The 16,713-nt window shown below is 66.0% G+C and carries 18 protein-coding genes; 8 read left to right on the forward strand and 10 right to left on the reverse strand.

Annotated elements, in window-relative coordinates; all coding sequences use genetic code 11:
* The first annotated feature begins 153 nt into the window (after positions 1-153).
* Genes FQ142_RS14860 through FQ142_RS14870 form a run of 3 tightly spaced genes read left to right on the forward strand, consistent with a single transcriptional unit; the run spans position 154 to position 3,604 of the window.
* On the forward strand, positions 154-1,494 hold the full coding sequence (locus tag FQ142_RS14860) for a cation:dicarboxylate symporter family transporter (RefSeq protein WP_056412761.1): 1,341 nt from the start codon (positions 154-156) through the stop codon (positions 1,492-1,494).
* Entirely contained in the window at positions 1,491-2,384 is an 894-nt protein-coding gene (locus FQ142_RS14865; protein WP_188042423.1) for a LysR family transcriptional regulator, read from the forward strand. The genes FQ142_RS14860 and FQ142_RS14865 overlap by 4 nt, the downstream gene beginning before the upstream one ends.
* Positions 2,381-3,604: an alkaline phosphatase family protein gene (locus tag FQ142_RS14870; RefSeq protein ID WP_149423913.1), complete on the forward strand. Its 1,224-nt coding sequence runs from the start codon at positions 2,381-2,383 to the stop codon at positions 3,602-3,604. Before FQ142_RS14865 ends, FQ142_RS14870 begins: the two co-directional genes overlap by 4 nt.
* A 164-nt stretch (positions 3,605-3,768) precedes the next feature.
* On the opposite strand, the gene FQ142_RS14875 is transcribed toward FQ142_RS14870, so the two are convergent.
* From FQ142_RS14875 to FQ142_RS14900, 6 genes are all read right to left on the reverse strand, one after another.
* Positions 3,769-4,767 carry a nucleoside hydrolase gene (locus FQ142_RS14875; RefSeq protein ID WP_235563998.1) on the reverse strand — a complete coding sequence of 333 codons (999 nt, stop codon included), beginning with the start codon at positions 4,765-4,767 and terminating at the stop codon, positions 3,769-3,771.
* Entirely contained in the window at positions 4,718-5,542 is an 825-nt protein-coding gene (locus FQ142_RS14880; RefSeq protein WP_316502319.1) for a ribokinase, read from the reverse strand. Before FQ142_RS14880 ends, FQ142_RS14875 begins: the two co-directional genes overlap by 50 nt.
* Before the next feature lie 8 nt (positions 5,543-5,550).
* Positions 5,551-6,456, reverse strand: a complete 906-nt coding sequence (locus FQ142_RS14885; RefSeq protein ID WP_056412776.1) for a nucleoside hydrolase — start codon at positions 6,454-6,456, stop codon at positions 5,551-5,553.
* 28 nt (positions 6,457-6,484) lie between these two features.
* Positions 6,485-7,348, reverse strand: coding sequence for a carbohydrate ABC transporter permease (locus tag FQ142_RS14890; RefSeq protein WP_056412779.1), 864 nt, complete (start codon positions 7,346-7,348; stop codon positions 6,485-6,487).
* Entirely contained in the window at positions 7,345-8,196 is an 852-nt protein-coding gene (locus tag FQ142_RS14895; protein ID WP_223145297.1) for a carbohydrate ABC transporter permease, read from the reverse strand. The genes FQ142_RS14890 and FQ142_RS14895 overlap by 4 nt, the downstream gene beginning before the upstream one ends.
* A gap of 80 nt (positions 8,197-8,276) precedes the next feature.
* Complete coding sequence (locus FQ142_RS14900; protein WP_056412785.1) at positions 8,277-9,569, reverse strand: ABC transporter substrate-binding protein; 1,293 nt, start codon at positions 9,567-9,569, stop codon at positions 8,277-8,279.
* 156 nt (positions 9,570-9,725) lie between these two features.
* Here FQ142_RS14900 and FQ142_RS14905 point away from each other — a divergent pair, with 156 nt between their 5' ends.
* Positions 9,726-10,754, forward strand: a complete 1,029-nt coding sequence (locus FQ142_RS14905) for a LacI family DNA-binding transcriptional regulator (RefSeq protein WP_056412787.1) — start codon at positions 9,726-9,728, stop codon at positions 10,752-10,754.
* A 27-nt stretch (positions 10,755-10,781) separates the two neighbouring features.
* On the opposite strand, the gene FQ142_RS14910 is transcribed toward FQ142_RS14905, so the two are convergent.
* Positions 10,782-11,642: an alpha/beta fold hydrolase gene (locus tag FQ142_RS14910; protein ID WP_149423916.1), complete on the reverse strand. Its 861-nt coding sequence runs from the start codon at positions 11,640-11,642 to the stop codon at positions 10,782-10,784.
* Between the two features lie 86 nt (positions 11,643-11,728).
* Between FQ142_RS14910 and FQ142_RS14915 the strand changes: the two genes are divergently transcribed.
* On the forward strand, positions 11,729-12,226 hold the full coding sequence (locus FQ142_RS14915) for a CGNR zinc finger domain-containing protein (protein ID WP_149423917.1): 498 nt from the start codon (positions 11,729-11,731) through the stop codon (positions 12,224-12,226).
* Between the two features lie 217 nt (positions 12,227-12,443).
* Here the strand turns inward: FQ142_RS14915 and FQ142_RS14920 are convergent, their stop codons facing one another.
* Together FQ142_RS14920 and FQ142_RS14925 are read right to left on the reverse strand one after the other, a co-directional pair.
* Positions 12,444-13,007 carry a TetR/AcrR family transcriptional regulator gene (locus FQ142_RS14920; protein WP_316502320.1) on the reverse strand — a complete coding sequence of 188 codons (564 nt, stop codon included), beginning with the start codon at positions 13,005-13,007 and terminating at the stop codon, positions 12,444-12,446.
* A gap of 5 nt (positions 13,008-13,012) precedes the next feature.
* Positions 13,013-13,480, reverse strand: a complete 468-nt coding sequence (locus FQ142_RS14925; protein WP_149423919.1) for a DUF1348 family protein — start codon at positions 13,478-13,480, stop codon at positions 13,013-13,015.
* A gap of 252 nt (positions 13,481-13,732) precedes the next feature.
* Here FQ142_RS14925 and FQ142_RS14930 point away from each other — a divergent pair, with 252 nt between their 5' ends.
* From FQ142_RS14930 to FQ142_RS14940, 3 genes are all read left to right on the forward strand, one after another.
* Positions 13,733-14,614: a MerR family DNA-binding transcriptional regulator gene (locus tag FQ142_RS14930; RefSeq protein ID WP_149423920.1), complete on the forward strand. Its 882-nt coding sequence runs from the start codon at positions 13,733-13,735 to the stop codon at positions 14,612-14,614.
* A 411-nt stretch (positions 14,615-15,025) separates the two neighbouring features.
* Positions 15,026-15,484 carry a MarR family winged helix-turn-helix transcriptional regulator gene (locus FQ142_RS14935; protein ID WP_223145298.1) on the forward strand — a complete coding sequence of 153 codons (459 nt, stop codon included), beginning with the start codon at positions 15,026-15,028 and terminating at the stop codon, positions 15,482-15,484.
* A gap of 81 nt (positions 15,485-15,565) precedes the next feature.
* The gene (locus tag FQ142_RS14940; protein ID WP_149423921.1) at positions 15,566-16,441 is read left to right on the forward strand and encodes an NmrA/HSCARG family protein; all 876 of its coding nucleotides are present in this window, start codon (positions 15,566-15,568) and stop codon (positions 16,439-16,441) included.
* Here FQ142_RS14940 and FQ142_RS14945 read toward each other — a convergent pair whose 3' ends face one another.
* Complete coding sequence (locus tag FQ142_RS14945; protein ID WP_316502321.1) at positions 16,442-16,672, reverse strand: PfkB family carbohydrate kinase; 231 nt, start codon at positions 16,670-16,672, stop codon at positions 16,442-16,444.
* Between the last annotated feature and the right edge of the window lie 41 nt (positions 16,673-16,713).

A 16,713-nucleotide genomic window follows, 5' to 3' on the forward strand; every position in this document is an offset into this window, starting at 1 on the left:
ATGGGAGACAGCAGCGGTTCGCAGCACGTTCACCTTTCGTTGATCGACGAGCTGTCCCGCGTACTCCTCCATGCCTCGGCGTCCGCAGATCCTGGGTACCGCCCGAACGTCTCGGGTCGAATCCTTCTGGGGGTAGCCGTGTCTCGTGAATCCGTGTCGCCGAAGCGGTCCCGATGGTTCCAGCATCTGTATGTCTGGGTGGTCGCCGGGATGCTCGCCGGCATCGTCGTCGGATTTCTCGCCCCGGAGTTCGGGGCGTCTCTCGAGCCGATCGGAGAAGCGTTCATCGCGCTGATCACGATGCTGCTCGGCCCGATCATCTTCTGCATGGTCGTCGCAGGCATCGCCGCCGTCAGTGATCTGCGAAAGCTCGGCGCGGTGGCGATGCGCTCCCTGATCTACTTCGAGGTGGTCACGACGATCGCCATGATCTTCGGGCTCGTCGCTGTCAACGTCGTGCGTCCCGGTGCGGACCTACGGGTGGACCCCGCGTCCCTCGAGGTGTCGGCGGACGCCGCGGAGCGGATCGACGCAGCGCAGGGAATGCGGTGGTCGGATTACTTCACCCCGCTTATCCCGTCGAACATCGTCGAGAGTTTCGCGACCGGCTCGATTCTGCAGATCCTCGTCTTCTCCGTGCTGTTCGGTATCGCGCTCACCGTCGTCGGAGAGCCGGCGAGGGTCGTCGCGCGGGGTGTCGAGCGACTCAGCACCGTGCTGTTCACGATCGTGCGCTTCGTCACCTATCTCGCACCGATCGGCGTGTTCGGAGCGATGGCGTACACGGTCGGCGCCCACGGTGCGGCGGTGATCACCGGACTGCTCAAGCTCATCGGCACGTTCTACGCGACCTCCGCACTCTTCATCGTGATCGTCCTGGGCGGCGCCCTTCTCCTCACCCGCCTGAACCCGCTGCACACCCTGCGCTACTTCCGCGAGGAGGTGCTCCTCGCACTCGGCGCCTCCTCATCGGAGGTCGCCCTGCCGGGAATCATCCGCAAGCTCGAGCGCGTCGGCGTCGACAAGGGCACAGCGGGCGTCAGCGTGAGCGCCGGCTACTCCTTCAACCTCGACGGCACCTCGATCTACCTGTCGCTCACGACGGTGTTCATCGCCCAGGCACTGGGCATCGACCTCGATCTGGGACAGCAGCTGCTCCTGCTGGCCATCATGCTGCTCTCGTCGAAAGGCACGGGAGGTGTGACCGGCGGCGGCTTCGTGATGCTGAACGCGACGGTGGCATCGACCGGTCTCATCCCCGTCGCCGGGACCATGCTCGTGCTCGGCATCGACCGCTTCATGTCGGAATGCCGCGCCGTGGTCAACTCGCTGGGCAACGCCGTCGCCGGTCTGGTGATCGCTCGCTGGCAGGGAGAGATCTCCGCATCCGCGGCCAACGCCATCATGAGCGGCCGGGAGATGCCGGTCTCGGACGATCAGCTCGACGATCCCGCCGCGCGCGGACCGGTTCTGGTCGAGAGGATCTCGCAGTGACCCTGAACCTGCAGCGCCTGCAGACCTTCATCCGCGTCGTCGATCTCGGTGGCGTCACGGCCGCCGCACGCGCGCTGGGAATAGCGCAGTCATCCGTCTCCGCGGCGGTCAGCCACCTCGAGACAGACGTCGCGGCGCGTCTCATCGAACGCGATGCACGACGGTTCCAGGTCACCGATGCAGGACGCACGCTCGTCGATCACGGCCGAGCCCTGCTGGCGAGCGCGGACGAGGTGCTCGACGGTGTCGCCAGGGCCCGCGACGCGCCCGTCGGCGGCATGTTGCGTGCCGGAGCGACCACCACAGCCACCGAACATGCCCTCCCCCGCGCGCTGGCGGGCTTCCTCACGAGCTACCCGGATGTCGATGTCGATGTCGTCGTCGCCCGCACCGAGCACATCGTCGCTCAGGTCATCGACGGTGCTCTGCCGTTCGCCCTCATCGCAGGTGTCAGCGATGATCCGCGCCTCGTCTGCGAGCCGATCGCGATGGAGCAGCAGGCGGTCATCATCGCGCCGGACCATCTCCTGGCCGGCCAGAGGGTCGACCCGGCGACACTGCACGGCACTCGTCTCCTGCTCCGCGAACGCGGATCCGGCACCCGCGAGCACCAGCTTCGACTCGCCGAGCAGTGGCAGATCCCTGCCGCGCAGCACAGCACGCTCACGGGCACCTCCGCGATCCTCGCGGCCGTGTCGCACGGGCTCGGGATCACCTGCCTCTCCCGATCCGTCGTCGAGATCCACCTGCGGGCCGGCGCCGTCGCTGAGATAGAGCTCCCGACCCCGGTTCCGGCGCGCCCCATCTCTCTGATCCGCCGTCCGAACCGCACACCGCACCTGATCGAGGAGCTCTTCCTCGCTCACCTGAAGAAAGGCAGCTCCGTATGAGCACCGTCACCGTCAACGACCGCACCTACACGATCCCAGAGCGCACGACCGTCGTCTTCACCGTCGACGGCGGAGACCCGCGCTACTTCGATGACGCCCTCAGGCGGGACATCATGCCTCGCCTGGCCGCGATGCTCGCGTACGGGGGCTCGTACGCCCTCGGCGCCTCCGAGATGCCCAGCCTCACCAACCCCAACAACATCTCGATCGTCACGGGCGTCTCTCCGGCGATCCACGGCATCCCCGGCAACTACTGCCGACTCCCCGACGGCACGCTCGAACTGCTCAACGACCCTCGATTCCTGCGATCCCCGAGCATCCACGCGGCGTTCGAGGCGGCCGGCGTGCCCACGCTGATGGTGACGACCAAAGACAAGTTGCGCCTGCTGCTCGGAAACGGAGGCGTCCCCTCGGTCAGCGTGGAACGCGCTGCCGGCGCCAGCCTCGCCGCCTACGGCATCGAGGACGTAGAGGAGCTCGTCGGCGAGGCCGCACCCGGCGTCTACAAACCGCGCGCAAGCCACTACGCGATGCGCATCGGCCTCGCAGCTCTGCAGCGCGCCCCTCAGCTGAAGCTGATCTACGTCTCCCTCACCGACCGCGTTCAGCACGCGTCCGCGCCGGGTGAGGAGCTCGCGGACGACTTCTTCATCGAGTTCGACCGGCTCCTCGGCGACTACCTCGATGCGGGATGCCTCGTTGCGATCACCGCCGATCATGGCATGAACAGCAAGCACGATGACAACGGAGAGGCGCGGGTCATCTACCTGGAAGACGCGCTACGCGACGCGGGCATTCGCATAAATGAGATCGTGCTCCCGATCACCGACCCGTACACCAAGCACCATGGAGCGCTCGGTTCCTTCGCCTGGATCTACCTCGACGACGCCGATCGCGAACGCGCCCGCCAGGCCCTCGCCGCGATCCCTGGCATCGAGGAGGTCTGGGACCGCGAAGCCTCAGCGACGATCTACGAACATCCTCTCGATCGCATCGGCGACCTCGCCGTCACTGCCGCGGCGGACACCGCACTCGGCCGCACCGCGTCCGCCCACGATCTCACGCAGCTCCACAGTGCCCTGCGCTCGCACGGCGGCCGCTATGAACAGCTCGTCCCTCTGATCATCAGCGAACCCGTGACGGGACCGCTCGCCGAACGCTATGCCGCGAACGTGCTGCGCAGCCGCGACATCCACGATCTCGTCCTCAACAACACCTGATCGGACAGACGAGTTCGCGAGGTCCGGTCTGAAACGAGGGCGCGTCATCTTCCTGCGCCTGCAGGCAGTGACGGGTTGTGCTGAGCGACGGGCGGGTGAAGCGACCCTCTTCGACGTCATCGATCCCGATCACCGCGAGCTGCAGCCGCCTGAGCCTGACGCGGTCACTCCTCCGGCCAGGAGTGGGCGCTCAGCGTTGACAACAGACACTCCGCGCCTTCTCGATCCACCTTCAACACGATCTCTCGTTCGTCAGAGGGGGGCGCAGACTGGAGCACTGTTCGGCCGCGGTCTGCGCCGGTGAGCAGCGTTTCGACACCGCTGTTCACCGACTCGGTGACGCAGAGCGCACCCGAGAGGATCATCGCGGCCAGCGGGTCGTGCAACGCACACTGGCGAGTTCCGTACACGCCGGCATAGAAGTCCAGGTACGTCTCGAGCATCTGAGCGAGCGTCGCGGGGATGGCTCCCCGCATCGACGCCAGCTCAGTGACATGCTCTGCAGTCAGTGCGTGCCCCATCGTCACGTCGAGCGGTACGATCGTGACCGGCCAGCCGGCTGAGAACACCAGCGCAGCGGCTTCCGGGTCGTTCGAGATGTTCGCCTCCGCGACGGGGCTGACGTTGCCGGGGTGCTCGAAAGCACCCCCCATCACCACTACCCGGCTGATCGCGTCTACGACGTGCGGACGCGACTCGACGACGTCGGCGAGATTGGTCAGCGGCCCGAGGGCCAGCACGGACAGACCCGGGTGCTCGCCGACGAGGTGCTCCAAGAGCGCCACCGCGGATCCGCTTTCCAGATCTCCCGGTGGAAGACGACGGTCGATGTCGCCCATGCCGTCGCGACCGTGCACGTGGGGCGCACCTCCTTGGAACTGCCCGACGCGCGGATGCATGTGCCCGAGTGCGACGGGGATGTCCGGGCGACCCGCGTCCGCCAAGAGATGGAGCGTATTGACGGCAGCCCCCGCGGCTGACACGTTTCCTGAGACCGTGCCGATGCCGACGATCTCCACTCGTGGGTCGGCGATGAGATACGCGATCGCAAGAGCGTCGTCGATGCCCGTGTCACAGTCGATGAAGACGGGCCGAGCAAGTGGTTCAGTCGCCTCACACGGCATAAGAATCCAGCGCCTGGAGTTCCGGCTGCGACCGGTCATCGGCGACGGCAGCAGCTCCGACTGCGCAAGCGCGCTGCAGCGCGGAGGAGTATGAGTCACCGCGGGCGATGCCGATCACGAGCGCTGCGGCAAAGGCATCGCCCGCTCCCACAGAATTCCGTACCTCCACGGCGTGCCCCGCTGCGCGCGCGATCTCCGTTCCATGCTCGAACAGCACAGCGCCTTCCGCGCCCAGGGTGACGGCGAGAAGCGGCGCATCATGCAGTTCCGGCAGCTGTGCGAACTCGGTCTCGTTGACGATGAAGAGATCCGTCCTCCGAAGAATGATCGGCGGGATCGCACGCACGGGTGACGCGTTCAGCGCGAACAATCCTGTCGCCTGCATCGCCGCCGCTACGACGACATCATCGCTGACCTCCAGCTGAGCGAGAACGGACTCCCCCGGAGGCACACGGAGCTCGCCGGCGTCGATACTCGCGTTGGCGCCGGGACACACCACGATGGAGTTCTCACCTTTCGCGTCGACGACGATCAGCGCCGTGCCAGTAGCCGCGGTGACGCTCTGCACGGAGGTGATGTCGACCCCTGCCCGCTTGAGCTCAGATCGCATCTCTTGACCGTCGGGGTCGTCTCCCACGGCGCCCAGAAGGCGGACAGAAGCGCCGAGACGCGCGGCTGCGACCGCCTGATTGGCTCCCTTGCCGCCCGCTTCTCGGGTGAGACGACCGTCTCCGACCGTCTCACCCCGTTCGGGCGCCCTGCCCACCCGCGCGGTGAGATCGACATTGATCGCTCCGATGACGGCAAGCTTCACTTGCCCGCTCATACGCGGTCTCCCGTTTGCGACCGACTCGACGCTGCGGCGATGCCCGACACGACCGCATCGGCGACTGCAGCCGCATCGAGTGCGGTCACGATTCGGGTATGGCCCTCCCCCGCGTGGAACCTGCTGATGCCTTCATCGCCATCGCCTCGGAGGATCTCCACCCGACCCTCCGGCGAGAACTCGAAGAGTTCCGGGTGCGTCATGGTCAGCACTGTCACGGGATCATGAGGGACGTTCCATTCCGTGCCCCAGAACTCCCACCACTGGGTGATCTCGGCCTCGATGGTCCGCCCCAGCGGCCCGGACGCACTCATCCGGGCGAGCGCATCTCGGCCTATCTCGATGAGGCGAGTGACCTCCAGTCCCGCGATCGTCATGGGGATGCCGGAGTCGAAGACGATCGATGCCGCTGCGGCATCGCTGCGGAAGTTGTGCTCCGGCTCATCATCGGAGAAGGAACCGCCCATCACCCACAGATGTCGCACGGACGAGACGAACCGCGAGTCCCTCTCGATCGCCGCAGCAATATTGGTCAACGGACCGATGGCCATGACATCAACGGTCTTCGGGACAGCGCAGACCGCGTCGATGAGCTGGCCGACCGCGTCGGTCCCGTCGAGCCGGTGGCGATCGAGGTCGTTGTAGAGCTTCGCCTCGTGTCCCGCCCACCAGACCTCGCGACCCGAGAGCGTTGCGGTCTCGCCCGCATGCACCGGCAGATCGACGCCCGCGATCTCGGCGATGCGCTTGGTCATCCGACCGCGCAGCGTCGTGTCGCCGTAGACCGTGGTGACGCCGATCAGGTCGATACTCGGTGAGCCGAGGATCAGCGCCAGGGCCATCAGGTCATCGACATCCGTTCCGATGTCGGTGTCGAGGATGACGCGGTGGGCTGCAGACATCTGGTGTGTGCCTTTCATGGATCGGGGGCTACTTCAGCCCGGTCGTGCTGACCGACTGGATGAAGTACCGCTGGAAACCGAGGATGATCGCCAGCGGGATGAGGACGAGGACCATCGATGCGGCGAACAGAACGCCGTAGTCGACTTGGAATTGTCCTTGCATGTTCGAGAGAGCGACCGGGCCGAGGATGTGGCCCTCGTCGGTGCCCATCAGGAGCGGCCACACGTAGGCCTGCCACTGGAACAGGAAGAGCATCAGGCCCGCGCCGATGAGTGCGGGGCGCGACAGCGGCAGATAGATGCGGGTGAAGATGCCCCACCAGCCGAGGCCGTCCAGACGTCCCGCCTCGACGAGCTCCTCCGGTATCGCGAGGAAGAACGTCCGCAAGAGGAAGATCGCCATCCCGTTGCCGATACCCGGGAGGATGAGGCCGAGGAAGGTGTTCTGCAGCTGCCAGTCCCGGAACATCGCGGCGAGGGGTATCGCGATCGCGTCGAAGGGGATGAGGAAGGAAAGGATGACGACCGAGAAGAGCGCCGCCTGTCCCCGGAACCGGAACGCCGAGAGGCCGAAGGCCGCGGTGGCGCACACGATGAGACCGACGATGACGGTCACGACACTCACGAACAGCGAGTTGAGGATCGCCCGGCCGAGATCGCTGTCGAGCAGCGCGGCGTAGTTGTCCAGCGTGGGGGTGGTGGTGAAGAACGTCTGCCACTGCAGCGGATTCAGATAACTGAAGGTCTCCGAGCCGGGGCGGAGAGAATTGACGAACGTCCACCACAGCGGGATGAGGAACGCGATGCCGACGGTAACTGCGAGGAGGGTCGACCAGATGAGCAGGATCGTCTGGCGCGAGAAGCTCCGTCGCGTGGAGGTCATCGTGGTCATGACTGGTCCTCCGTCTTGAGCAGGCGGAACTGCGCGGCGACGATCACGACGGTGATGAGCACGAGGATGACGACCTCGGCCTGCGCTTTGTTGATGTCACCGAAGGTGTACGCCCGCGTGTAGAGATCGTGCATCAGAAGGTTGGTGGAGCCGTTCGGTCCGCCCTTGGTGAGGATCTGCACCGGAGCGAAGACGAGGAAGTTCGACACGGTGTCGGCCACGAGCACGAAGGCGAGCGGTCTGCGCAGCAGCGGGAGCGTGATCGACCAGGTCTGCCGCCACCAGGAGGCTCCGTCGAGAGATGCCGCCTCGTAGTACGAGGCAGGGATGTCGTTGAGGCCTGCGATGAGGAACATCATCCAGTACCCGACGCCGATCCACGACAGCAGGATCATGATCGACAGCAGGGCTTGGTATGGCGAGGTGAGGAATGGCTGCGGGGGTATGCCGACGACCGCGAGGAACCCGTTGGCGAGTCCATCCGGGCGGTAGATGACACTCCAGACGACGGCGGAGACCGCGGGCGGCACGGCGATGGGGAGGATCACCATCGAGCGCCAGAACTTCGAGCCGGCCGCTCGGCGGGTGAAGAGGATGGCGAGGAGGAACGCCGCCGCGATCTGAAGAGGGTTGATGATGACCGCGAAGAGAAGGGTCACGGCCAGGGAGTTCTGGAAGTCGGCGTTGGCGAAGAGTTCGAGGTAGTTCCCGAGCCCGACGAAGGAGGTTCCCCCCAGCAGTGTCGTCCGGGACAAGCTGTCGACGAGCGCGACGCCGGCCGGCGCCAGTCTCAGCAGCAACAATGCGACCAGTGCGGGCAGGAGGAAGAGCAGGGCCACCCCGGCCACGCTCCTTCTCCGACGTCGCTCGCCCGCCCCGTGGGTGCGGGAACTGTCGTCGACAGTTTCCGCACCCCTTGTCGTGATGCTCATTGCAGCTGGCTCCAGGCATCCTCGATCTGCGTCTGCGCCTGCTCGAGACGCTCCGCTGCATCGGCACCGTTGCGGATGTCCGCGAAGGCCTTGTTGATGAGCGACTCGAACTGGACGTACCCCACCGATACCGGGCGAGCGACGGCGGTGTTGTCGATCTCGAAGGAGATGAGGTCCCCGACACCGACGCCGTGATCTCCTGCCAGGCCCTCGAGCGTGGGCAGATACTCCGCGGCCGCCTCGGAGTTCGCGGGGATGATCGTCGTCGCCGCTGTGGTGGCGAGACTTCCGGTCGGGTCGAGAGCGGCGAACTCGAGGAACTCCTGCGCAGCAGTCTTGTTCTTCGATGCGGTGTTGATGCCCCACGACCATGAGCCTGTGGGAGTCACCTCTGCTCCGCCTTCGAAATACGGGTGCGGGGCGATGCCCCAGTCGAACGTCGCGTTGGCGGCGAATCCGCCGACGTCCCATGGACCGCCCACGAAGAACGCGACCTTCTGGTCGGTGAAGACGGCACTCGTCTGGAATCCGCCGACGCCGCGAGGCGACAAACCCGATTCGAACGACTCCGCGTACCAGGACAGCGCCTTCTCCCAGCCGTCGTCGGTGACGTCGAGGTCGAGCATCTCCGGTCCTGAGATGCCAGAGCCACCCCCGGCGGATTCGATGAGGGGCTGCAGCTGGTAGTACGCCTCGACCTGTTCCAGCAGAAGGCCGGACTCGGCCCCGGCCTCCTGGGCTGCGCGTGCGGCGTCGACCGTCTGCTCCCAGGTCCACCTCTCCGCCGGATCGGCGGAGGGCCCTTCGATACCCGCTGCGGCCAGAAGATCCTTGTTGTAGAACATCATCTGCGTCGAGTTCCAGATCGACAGCGCGTACATCTTGTCGTCGTAGATGTTGATGTTGTACTGCGCCTCAGACGTCGCCTCCTTCGCGTCGTCTTTCAGGGCGCTCAGGTCCTCCAGGAAGCCCTGCGCCGCCATCTGCGCAAGGTTCGGCTGGTCCACGGCGAACACGTCGATGGTGTCGTCCTTGGCCGAAAGCCGCTGCTGGAGTGTGCTCGCGTACTGGTCGAAGGGCACCTGCGCATACTCGACCGTGATATCCGGGTGGCTCTCTTCGAACGCGGCGATCACCGGGGCGAACGTCTTGGGGTCTTCGGGTCCCAGGAACCTGACGACACCCGACGCGTCTTCGGAGTCCTGCGAGCCGGCGTTTGAGCCCGAGCAGCTCGACAGCGCAAGGGCGGCAACGCCCAGCCCGGCGATCAGGGCGATGTGTCGCTTCATCTGCTTTTCTCCTTCGAACATGCATGAATCTATGCGGTTAGACGATGCGGTTAGATGGACTATAGCGGCTGATTGCATCCGAATCAAGAGAGGTCAGCATGCGCGCGATGCTACGCTGACCTCTCGATATCTAACCGCTTAGTGGAGGGGGAACACGTGGTCACTGCGAAGGACGTCGCGGATCGGGCGGGCACCTCGACGGCGGTCGTCAGCTATGTGTTCAACAACGGCCCCCGCAACGTGGCGCCGACCACCCGCGAGAAGGTGCTGCTCGCCGCCACCGAACTCAACTATCACCCCAATGCGCTTGCTCGCGCGCTGAGTTTCGGTCGAACCCTTTCGGTCGGGCTGATCGTGCCCGACATCGCCAACAGGTTCTTCGGCGAGCTCGCCCGCGCGCTCGAGGAGGCAGCGGCCACCCATGGCAACCTTCTCCTGATCGGCGACTCCGGGCTCAACCTCGAACGGGAGCAGTCACACGTGGCGGCCTTCGTCGAGCGGCGGGTCGACTCGGTGGTCATGGTGTCCCTTTCCGATACACCAGATCTCCGCCCGTTCACCGAAGCAGGTATCCCGATCGCTGTCCTGCATCCCGTCGATCCCGGACAACAGACATCGTCGATATCGATCGACTACCGCGCTGCAGCGCAGGCGGCGACCGCACACCTTCTCGAGCACGGGTACCGCTCCATCGCGCTCCTCAACGGTCCACACGAATCGGCAGGCTCCCGTCAGCACCGCGAGGGCTTCTTCCGGGCGGTCCAGGCACATGAGCAGCCCGTGGAGACGGTCGAGCTCCAGACCGAGATATCACGGGCCCACGCCGCTCAGGTCGCGCTCGACATCCTCGCTCGCCCGTCTCGACCCCGCGCCTTCTACTGCTCGACCGACGAGCAGGCGCACGGCGTCATGTTCGCCTGCCACCGCCTCGGCCTGGCCATCCCCGACGACATCGCCGTCACCGGATTCGACGGCACCGAGCACTCCGCCTACACCTTTCCCCCGCTGACAACCGTGCGCCAGCCGGTGGCCGACATGGCAGAGCGCGTGCTCACACTGCTGGCGAAGCGAACGGAGACCCCGGTGCATGAAACTGCATCGTTCGAACTCGTGGTCCGCGAGTCCTGCGGAAAGCACGACGAGAAGCTGGTCCAGGTCACGATCGCTCAGCGGCCCGACAGTTGATAGATCAAGGCGCCTCCCGCACTGTGGTCACTCGTTCCCGAGCCAGCTCTTGATCGTTGCAGCGACGCGGTCAAGATCAGATTCGAGCAGGAAGTGTCCGCCGTCAATGAGCTCGACGCGAGCGTTGGGGGCGTCGCGGGTGAACGCCCTGGCGCCGGCGGCGTCGAAGATCTCGTCGCTGCGCCCCCAGATCGCAAGAACAGGCACGTGGGAGGTGCGGAGCCAGGCCTGCACCGCGGGGTAGAGGTCTCGGTTGGTGGCGTAGTCGCGGAAGAGTGCCAGCTGCACGTCGTCTTGTCCGGGTCGGGCGAGGAGCGCGAGGTCGTGCTCCCATGCGTCCGGGTCGACGGTCGTCGGGTCCGGCACGCCGTGGGTGTACTGCCATTCGACCGCTTCCCGCCCGAGGGCGGGACGGAGCGCGTCACGCGTCTCGGCGGTCCGTTCGGCTGCGTCGGCCCAGATCGGGTTCCAGAAGCTCGGCACGAAGCCCTCTTCGTACGCGTTGCCATTCTGAGAAATGACCCCGACGACGGCAGCAGGGTCGGCAAGGGCCAGGCGCCAGCCGATAGGGGCGCCGTAATCCTGGACATAGATCGTGTACTGCGTCACCCCGAGGGTGGAGAGGAACCGGGCGGTTACTCGTGCGAGTGCCTCGAAGGTGTACTCGAACTCGCCCACCGAGGGCGCAGAGGAGCGTCCGAACCCGATGTGGTCCGGAGCGATGACGCGGTAGCGGTCGGCCAGTGCCGGGATGAGGTGCCGGAACATGTGGGAGCTGGTCGGGTATCCGTGCAGGAGCAGGAGCACGGGGGCGTCAGCAGGGCCGGCTTCGCGGTAGAAGACGTCGAGCCCGTCGACGGAGACGGTGTGGTGGTGGACAGTGACCATTGCTAACCCCTTTAGATTGTTTTACTGGTTAGCAAGACGCTAACATAGATTCACGACGCCAGGCGTCGCGAGAGAATGGAGAAGAGATGCTTCGAGACGAGGAGCTGCTGCTGGCCCTGCTCAATAGCGCGCCTGTCATCGAGGGCGTGCCAACAGACGGTCTCGAAGGAGCAGCCGGGCGAGAGCTCGCGCGCAGTTGGGGCGGAAAAGGGTCCGCGGATGAGGTAGCGCGCCTGACACGAGTGCGACGGGCGTTACAGACCATCGTCCGCGAAGATGATGGAACAGCTGTTGGCGAGCTCGCGGGCGTCCTCGACGATGCCGTGCGGACGCCGCGCATAACCCCGAGTGGCGTGGTCTGGGAACTTCACATTCCCGAAGACGACCGCCTTGTGGCGGGGGTCGTGCTGGCCTGGTCGAACGTCATCACAGAGTTCCCCGGTCGCCTCCGTGCATGCGCGAATGACGAATGCACCCAGTTTCTCGTCGATCACAGCCGCCCGGGCACCGCAAAGTGGTGCTCCATGGCGGTCTGCGGCAACAGGATGAAGGCGCGCACGCACGCGCGCCGTGCCAAGAGCTGAACAAAGGTCCCCGCGAAGCCATTCGCCTCCCCGCGCTCGAGCATGCAGCGAGCTCGCGTCCGCCTTCGATCGAACGCGGAGGACGGGATCAGGCCACCCAGGCGTCGAAGTGTCGCTCGCCCAGTCGGCGATGCTCCTTCAGCGCCAAGGTCCCCTCTCGGACTTCGACGACGCGCCCTTCGAGCTCACGACCGCAGAGATCGACAACTACGCGGGTTCAGAGATCGCGCGGATCTCGCGCGGAGTTGACAGCGGTGTCGAACGCGTCCGGATCGTTGAGGGCGCGGGCGAGGATGATGCCGCCCTGAACAGTAGCGATCAGTTGAAGCGCGCGCGAGCGGGACTCCGATGCTCCCGTGGCATCCAGAGCGGCAGTGAGCACGTCGACCCATTCCGTGAAATAGCCGCGCACGGCCTGATCGAACCGGTCGCGTTCTCGACCGACGGCGAATGCGCCGGGGAGGCACACCCGCCGACCGGAGCGGAAGTAGGCCCGCACCTCATCGAACATGGTGTGGATGCCCTGACGCGCGTCCTCCTTGCTGGTGCTGGTGGCGCGCAGCGGCGCGAAGATCCGCTCGTCGAACCACGCCTGGATGTCGGCGAGGACCGCCGCGGCCATCTCTTCCTTACCCCCGGGAAAGAAGTGGTAGAGGCTCCCGCGGCCGAGGCTGGACGCGTCCTGAAGAATGGCCATACTCGCCCCCTCGTACCCGTGCTCGCGGAACGCTTCTGCCAAGAGTGGGATCACGGCCTCGCGCGTCGTCGAGGGCTTGGCCACGGCCGCTATATGCCCAACTCAGTCAGTCCCGGGTGGTCGGCCGGTCGCGGGCCGAGGGGCCAATGGAGGAGCCGGTCGGTCTCGTTGATCGGAACGTCGTTGATCGCCGCAAGCCGGCGACGCATCAGACCGTGCTCGTCGAACTCCCAGTTCTCATTTCCGAACGAGCGGAACCACTGCCCAGCTGCATTGTGAGACTCGTAGATGAAGCGGACAGCGATCCGGTTGCCCTCGTATGCCCAGACTTCTTTGATGAGCCGGTAGTCCAGCTCCCGGCTCCACTTCTCGGTGAGCAGCGTCACAATCTCGGCGCGTCCGCTCACGAACTGGTCACGGTTCCGCCAGGCGCTATCGACGGTGTAGGCCAGAGAGACTCGCTCGGGATCTCGGGTGTTCCAGGCATCCTCGGCCGCTCTCGCTTTGTGTGCTGCGGTCTCTGCCGTGAAGGGGGGAAGGGGCGGACGGGCGTCCATGAGTCGCTCCTCGATGTCACCACCGGCTCTTTACCGATTGGTACAGAGCGTACTCGATCGATCAGTGCGACGATCTCGAGGGAGCGACGGCGACCGGATGTCGTCGATACCGAGCATGCAGCGGCTGACCGCAACGGAACGTTCTTTTGCGGCGGGGAGGATCGGCCCGAGGCGCTGAGCGCGGAGTTGCACCTTCCGTAGCGTCATGTGGTGCAGTGGATGCATCCCGTCCACCGAGGAAAGGCTCCACACATGTTCTCGTCATTCATCCCCCCTCGCCGAGTCGCGATCGGGGATGCCGCGACCTTTGTCGGCACCACTCCGCGGGCGATCCGTCATTACCACCAGATCGGTCTGCTTCCGGAGCCCGAGCGCGGGAGCGATGACCGCCGCCGCTACGGCTACGACGAGATGACCCGACTGCTGTGGATACGACGCATGGCCGACGCCGGCATCGCCCTCGATGACATCCGCGACGCTTTCACGTTCGCACCCGACGCTACCCACAGCGACAACGACAGCGCCGTCGACGTCGCGCGCATCCTGGACCGGCTGGAGGAGTCCCTCGTCGCCCGGCAGGCCGAGATCGAGCAGCAGCGGACCGCCGTGCAGCGAATGCGTGCGCAGGGCAGCCGATTGGGCGTGCTCTCCGATGTCGTGAGCGACCGCCTCGCAGACCTACCCGAGGACGCCCTGCGGCAGGACGACCTGGACACCCTGCTCGTGACCGAGCGGATCTTCGGCGCCCCCGTCGCGTCCGTTCAGGCATCGCGTTTCATCGCCCTGGCCACTCACCCAGACCTGCGAGAAGACTCTGACCGCATCAACGCCGCCGAAGAAGCTCTCGACGACTCGGTCGCGATCGACGACCCCCGCGTCGCGGAGGTGGCCGCCGACCGACACGCCTTCGAGACCGCCCTCCGCACGGTCATCGAGAGCGCCGGCCTGGCCCAGGCCGACCACGCCCGGCTCGACACCTGGGACGAGGCGCACCCCGCTGCCGCCGATACCGGTGCGTCGCGCGGGTCGACGACCCTCGCCGAGGCCGTCCGAATGATGCCCTACGACTTCTCCCCCGCACGCTGGCGGTGCATGGAACTCGCCCTGGAGCTCGACCTAGCCGAAACGACCTGAGTCATCGGCTTCCCAGCCAGCCGAAATGAGCGCACAGCGACCGCTCCGAGAAGGCCTTCGCGGGTGAGCAATAGGCATCGGCGGGCCGAAAGGCCACAACAGCCGACGTCTCCGCCACACGCCTCGCGGAGGAATTCGTAGCTCGCATGCGCTCGCCGCTTCACCCTCTCGTAGGTATCGGTCACGCCACCCCGGCACTCGGCCGCCCACCCAGCTCCGGCAGTCAAGCGGATAGGGCGTTGCCCGTGTTCGAGTGTTCGACGCTGAGCGGCGAGGTGGCGCGAGTTCTGCGGCGAACACGACGAGAAGGCGATCCCGACGAGCTGACCTCCGGCCGCTCGCCGATCTGCGCGGGGCGATTCGAGTGCGCCGCGATCCGCCTGCCGTGACCAGTAGGCTGATCGTTCGTCGATGAACGGGGAGGCCAACGTGGATTACGGCGACAAGCTCTTCTGGCTCTCGGTCGTGATCCAACGGAAGTACGCGCAGGTCTGCGCCGAGTTCGATCTGACCCCCTCGCAGGCCACTCTGATCTGCGCGGTCAGGAACGCGCCGCGGCAGATGGCCGACCTCGCCGCGTCGTTGGGCATGACCAAGAACGCTCTGAGCCAGCTGGTCGATCGCACCTCGCGGCTCGAGTTGGTCACCAGGGCGAGCTCAGAGCAGGACGGACGGGTCGTGATGCTCAGCACGACGCCTGCGGGGAAGCTTCTCGCCGAGGCCGTGTTCGCCGAGATCTCCCGGCGCCTCCCCGAGATCGCGAAAGACCTGGACGCCGACGACCAGCGCGACTTCGCGCGAGTGGCCACCGCCATAGCGGACACCTCCCCCCTGTCACCATCGACCTCGAATCCGACCGTCGCACAGTAGAGTTCGCAAGCCTTCACCTTGACCTAGTTCATGGCATGAACTAGTTTGATTCATGCCATGAACTAGTGAAGGGTGGCAGCGATGAGCACACGGACGACCGGCAAGATCGCAGTATTCGGCGCGACCGGGCACCAGGGTGGGGCGGTGGTCGACGCTCTGCTGGACAAGGGGGCTCCCGTGCGGGCGCTCGTCCGCGATCCGCGGTCCGACCGCGCTCGCGCGCTGGCCGCCCGTGGCATCGAGTTGGCGGTCATCCGGACCGATGACTCCGGGTCGTTGGTCGGCGCACTGACGGAGGTCGAGGCGTTCTCCTTCATGACCCCGGAGGCCAACACCCTCGAAGAGGTGGAGGCCGAGATCCGGATCGGAACCGCGCTCGTCGACGCGGCGGCCGCGGCTCGCGTGCCGCACGTGGTGTTCAACTCTGTCTTCGGCGCGGACCAGGAGTCGGGTGTGCCGCACCACGACTCGAAGCGCGCGATCGAGCAGCACCTGACCGAGTCCGGCCTCAGAGTCACGATGATGCGACCGACCCCGTTCATGGAAGTGATGTCGCCGAGCCTGGAGAACGGAGAGATCGTGCTGCGGCTGCCGTTGCCGGAGGACGTCGCCGTGAAGATGATCTCGCTCAGAGACATCGGCCGGGTGGCCGCCGCGCTCCTACTGGGGGCCGCGGAGGCTCCCGGCGGAGCCGTCGAGCTTGTCGGCGACGAGCTGACGGGACCTCAGATGGCCGCGGCGTTCGGCGCGCACGCCGGGCTGCCGGCACGGTACGAGGCCGTCCCGGTGAGCATGCTTCCCAGCGAGCTCGACCGGGCGATGTTCCGACAGTTCGCGAAGATGGCAGAACACCCGTCGGACCTCTCGGTGGTGCGTGCGTTCGAGCCCGCCGCCCTCGACTTCGCCGGGTGGATCCGGTCCACCGGGTGGAGCGCTGGCCTGCACCCCGAGAACTGATCACTGGTTCGTCTGACGAAGCTCCGACTCCCATGGCAGATCGACTCCGGCGCGCGAGACGGTGATCGCCGCAGCGCACACAGCATCGTGTCCGACGCGCTCGAGCACCCGTTGTCCCAGCCCTCGGCTTCCGTGTTCGAGGACCGATCGGATCGACGAGGCCATGAAGGTGTCCCCCGCGCCGATCGTATCGACGGCCTCGACGAGCACCCGGGCCCGACAGGCTCTCACATCAGTTCTGAATCCTCTCGTTTAGGAGGACGAGCACGACC

This window comes from Microbacterium sp. ANT_H45B (genome assembly GCF_008369345.1).
Classification (GTDB): domain Bacteria; phylum Actinomycetota; class Actinomycetes; order Actinomycetales; family Microbacteriaceae; genus Microbacterium.

Coding starts and splice junctions, on each gene's coding strand:
- FQ142_RS14935 (WP_223145298.1), top strand. CDS start 15,026: ATGAACGGGGAGGCCAACGTGGATTACGGCGACAAGCTCTTCTGGCTC.
- FQ142_RS14940 (WP_149423921.1), top strand. CDS start 15,566: ATGAGCACACGGACGACCGGCAAGATCGCAGTATTCGGCGCGACCGGG.
- FQ142_RS14925 (WP_149423919.1), bottom strand. CDS start 13,480: ATGGACGCCCGTCCGCCCCTTCCCCCCTTCACGGCAGAGACCGCAGCA.
- FQ142_RS14890 (WP_056412779.1), bottom strand. CDS start 7,348: ATGACCACGATGACCTCCACGCGACGGAGCTTCTCGCGCCAGACGATC.
- FQ142_RS14870 (WP_149423913.1), top strand. CDS start 2,381: ATGAGCACCGTCACCGTCAACGACCGCACCTACACGATCCCAGAGCGC.
- FQ142_RS14910 (WP_149423916.1), bottom strand. CDS start 11,642: ATGGTCACTGTCCACCACCACACCGTCTCCGTCGACGGGCTCGACGTC.
- FQ142_RS14875 (WP_235563998.1), bottom strand. CDS start 4,767: ATGACCGGTCGCAGCCGGAACTCCAGGCGCTGGATTCTTATGCCGTGT.
- FQ142_RS14900 (WP_056412785.1), bottom strand. CDS start 9,569: ATGAAGCGACACATCGCCCTGATCGCCGGGCTGGGCGTTGCCGCCCTT.
- FQ142_RS14930 (WP_149423920.1), top strand. CDS start 13,733: ATGTTCTCGTCATTCATCCCCCCTCGCCGAGTCGCGATCGGGGATGCC.
- FQ142_RS14915 (WP_149423917.1), top strand. CDS start 11,729: ATGCTTCGAGACGAGGAGCTGCTGCTGGCCCTGCTCAATAGCGCGCCT.
- FQ142_RS14885 (WP_056412776.1), bottom strand. CDS start 6,456: ATGTCTGCAGCCCACCGCGTCATCCTCGACACCGACATCGGAACGGAT.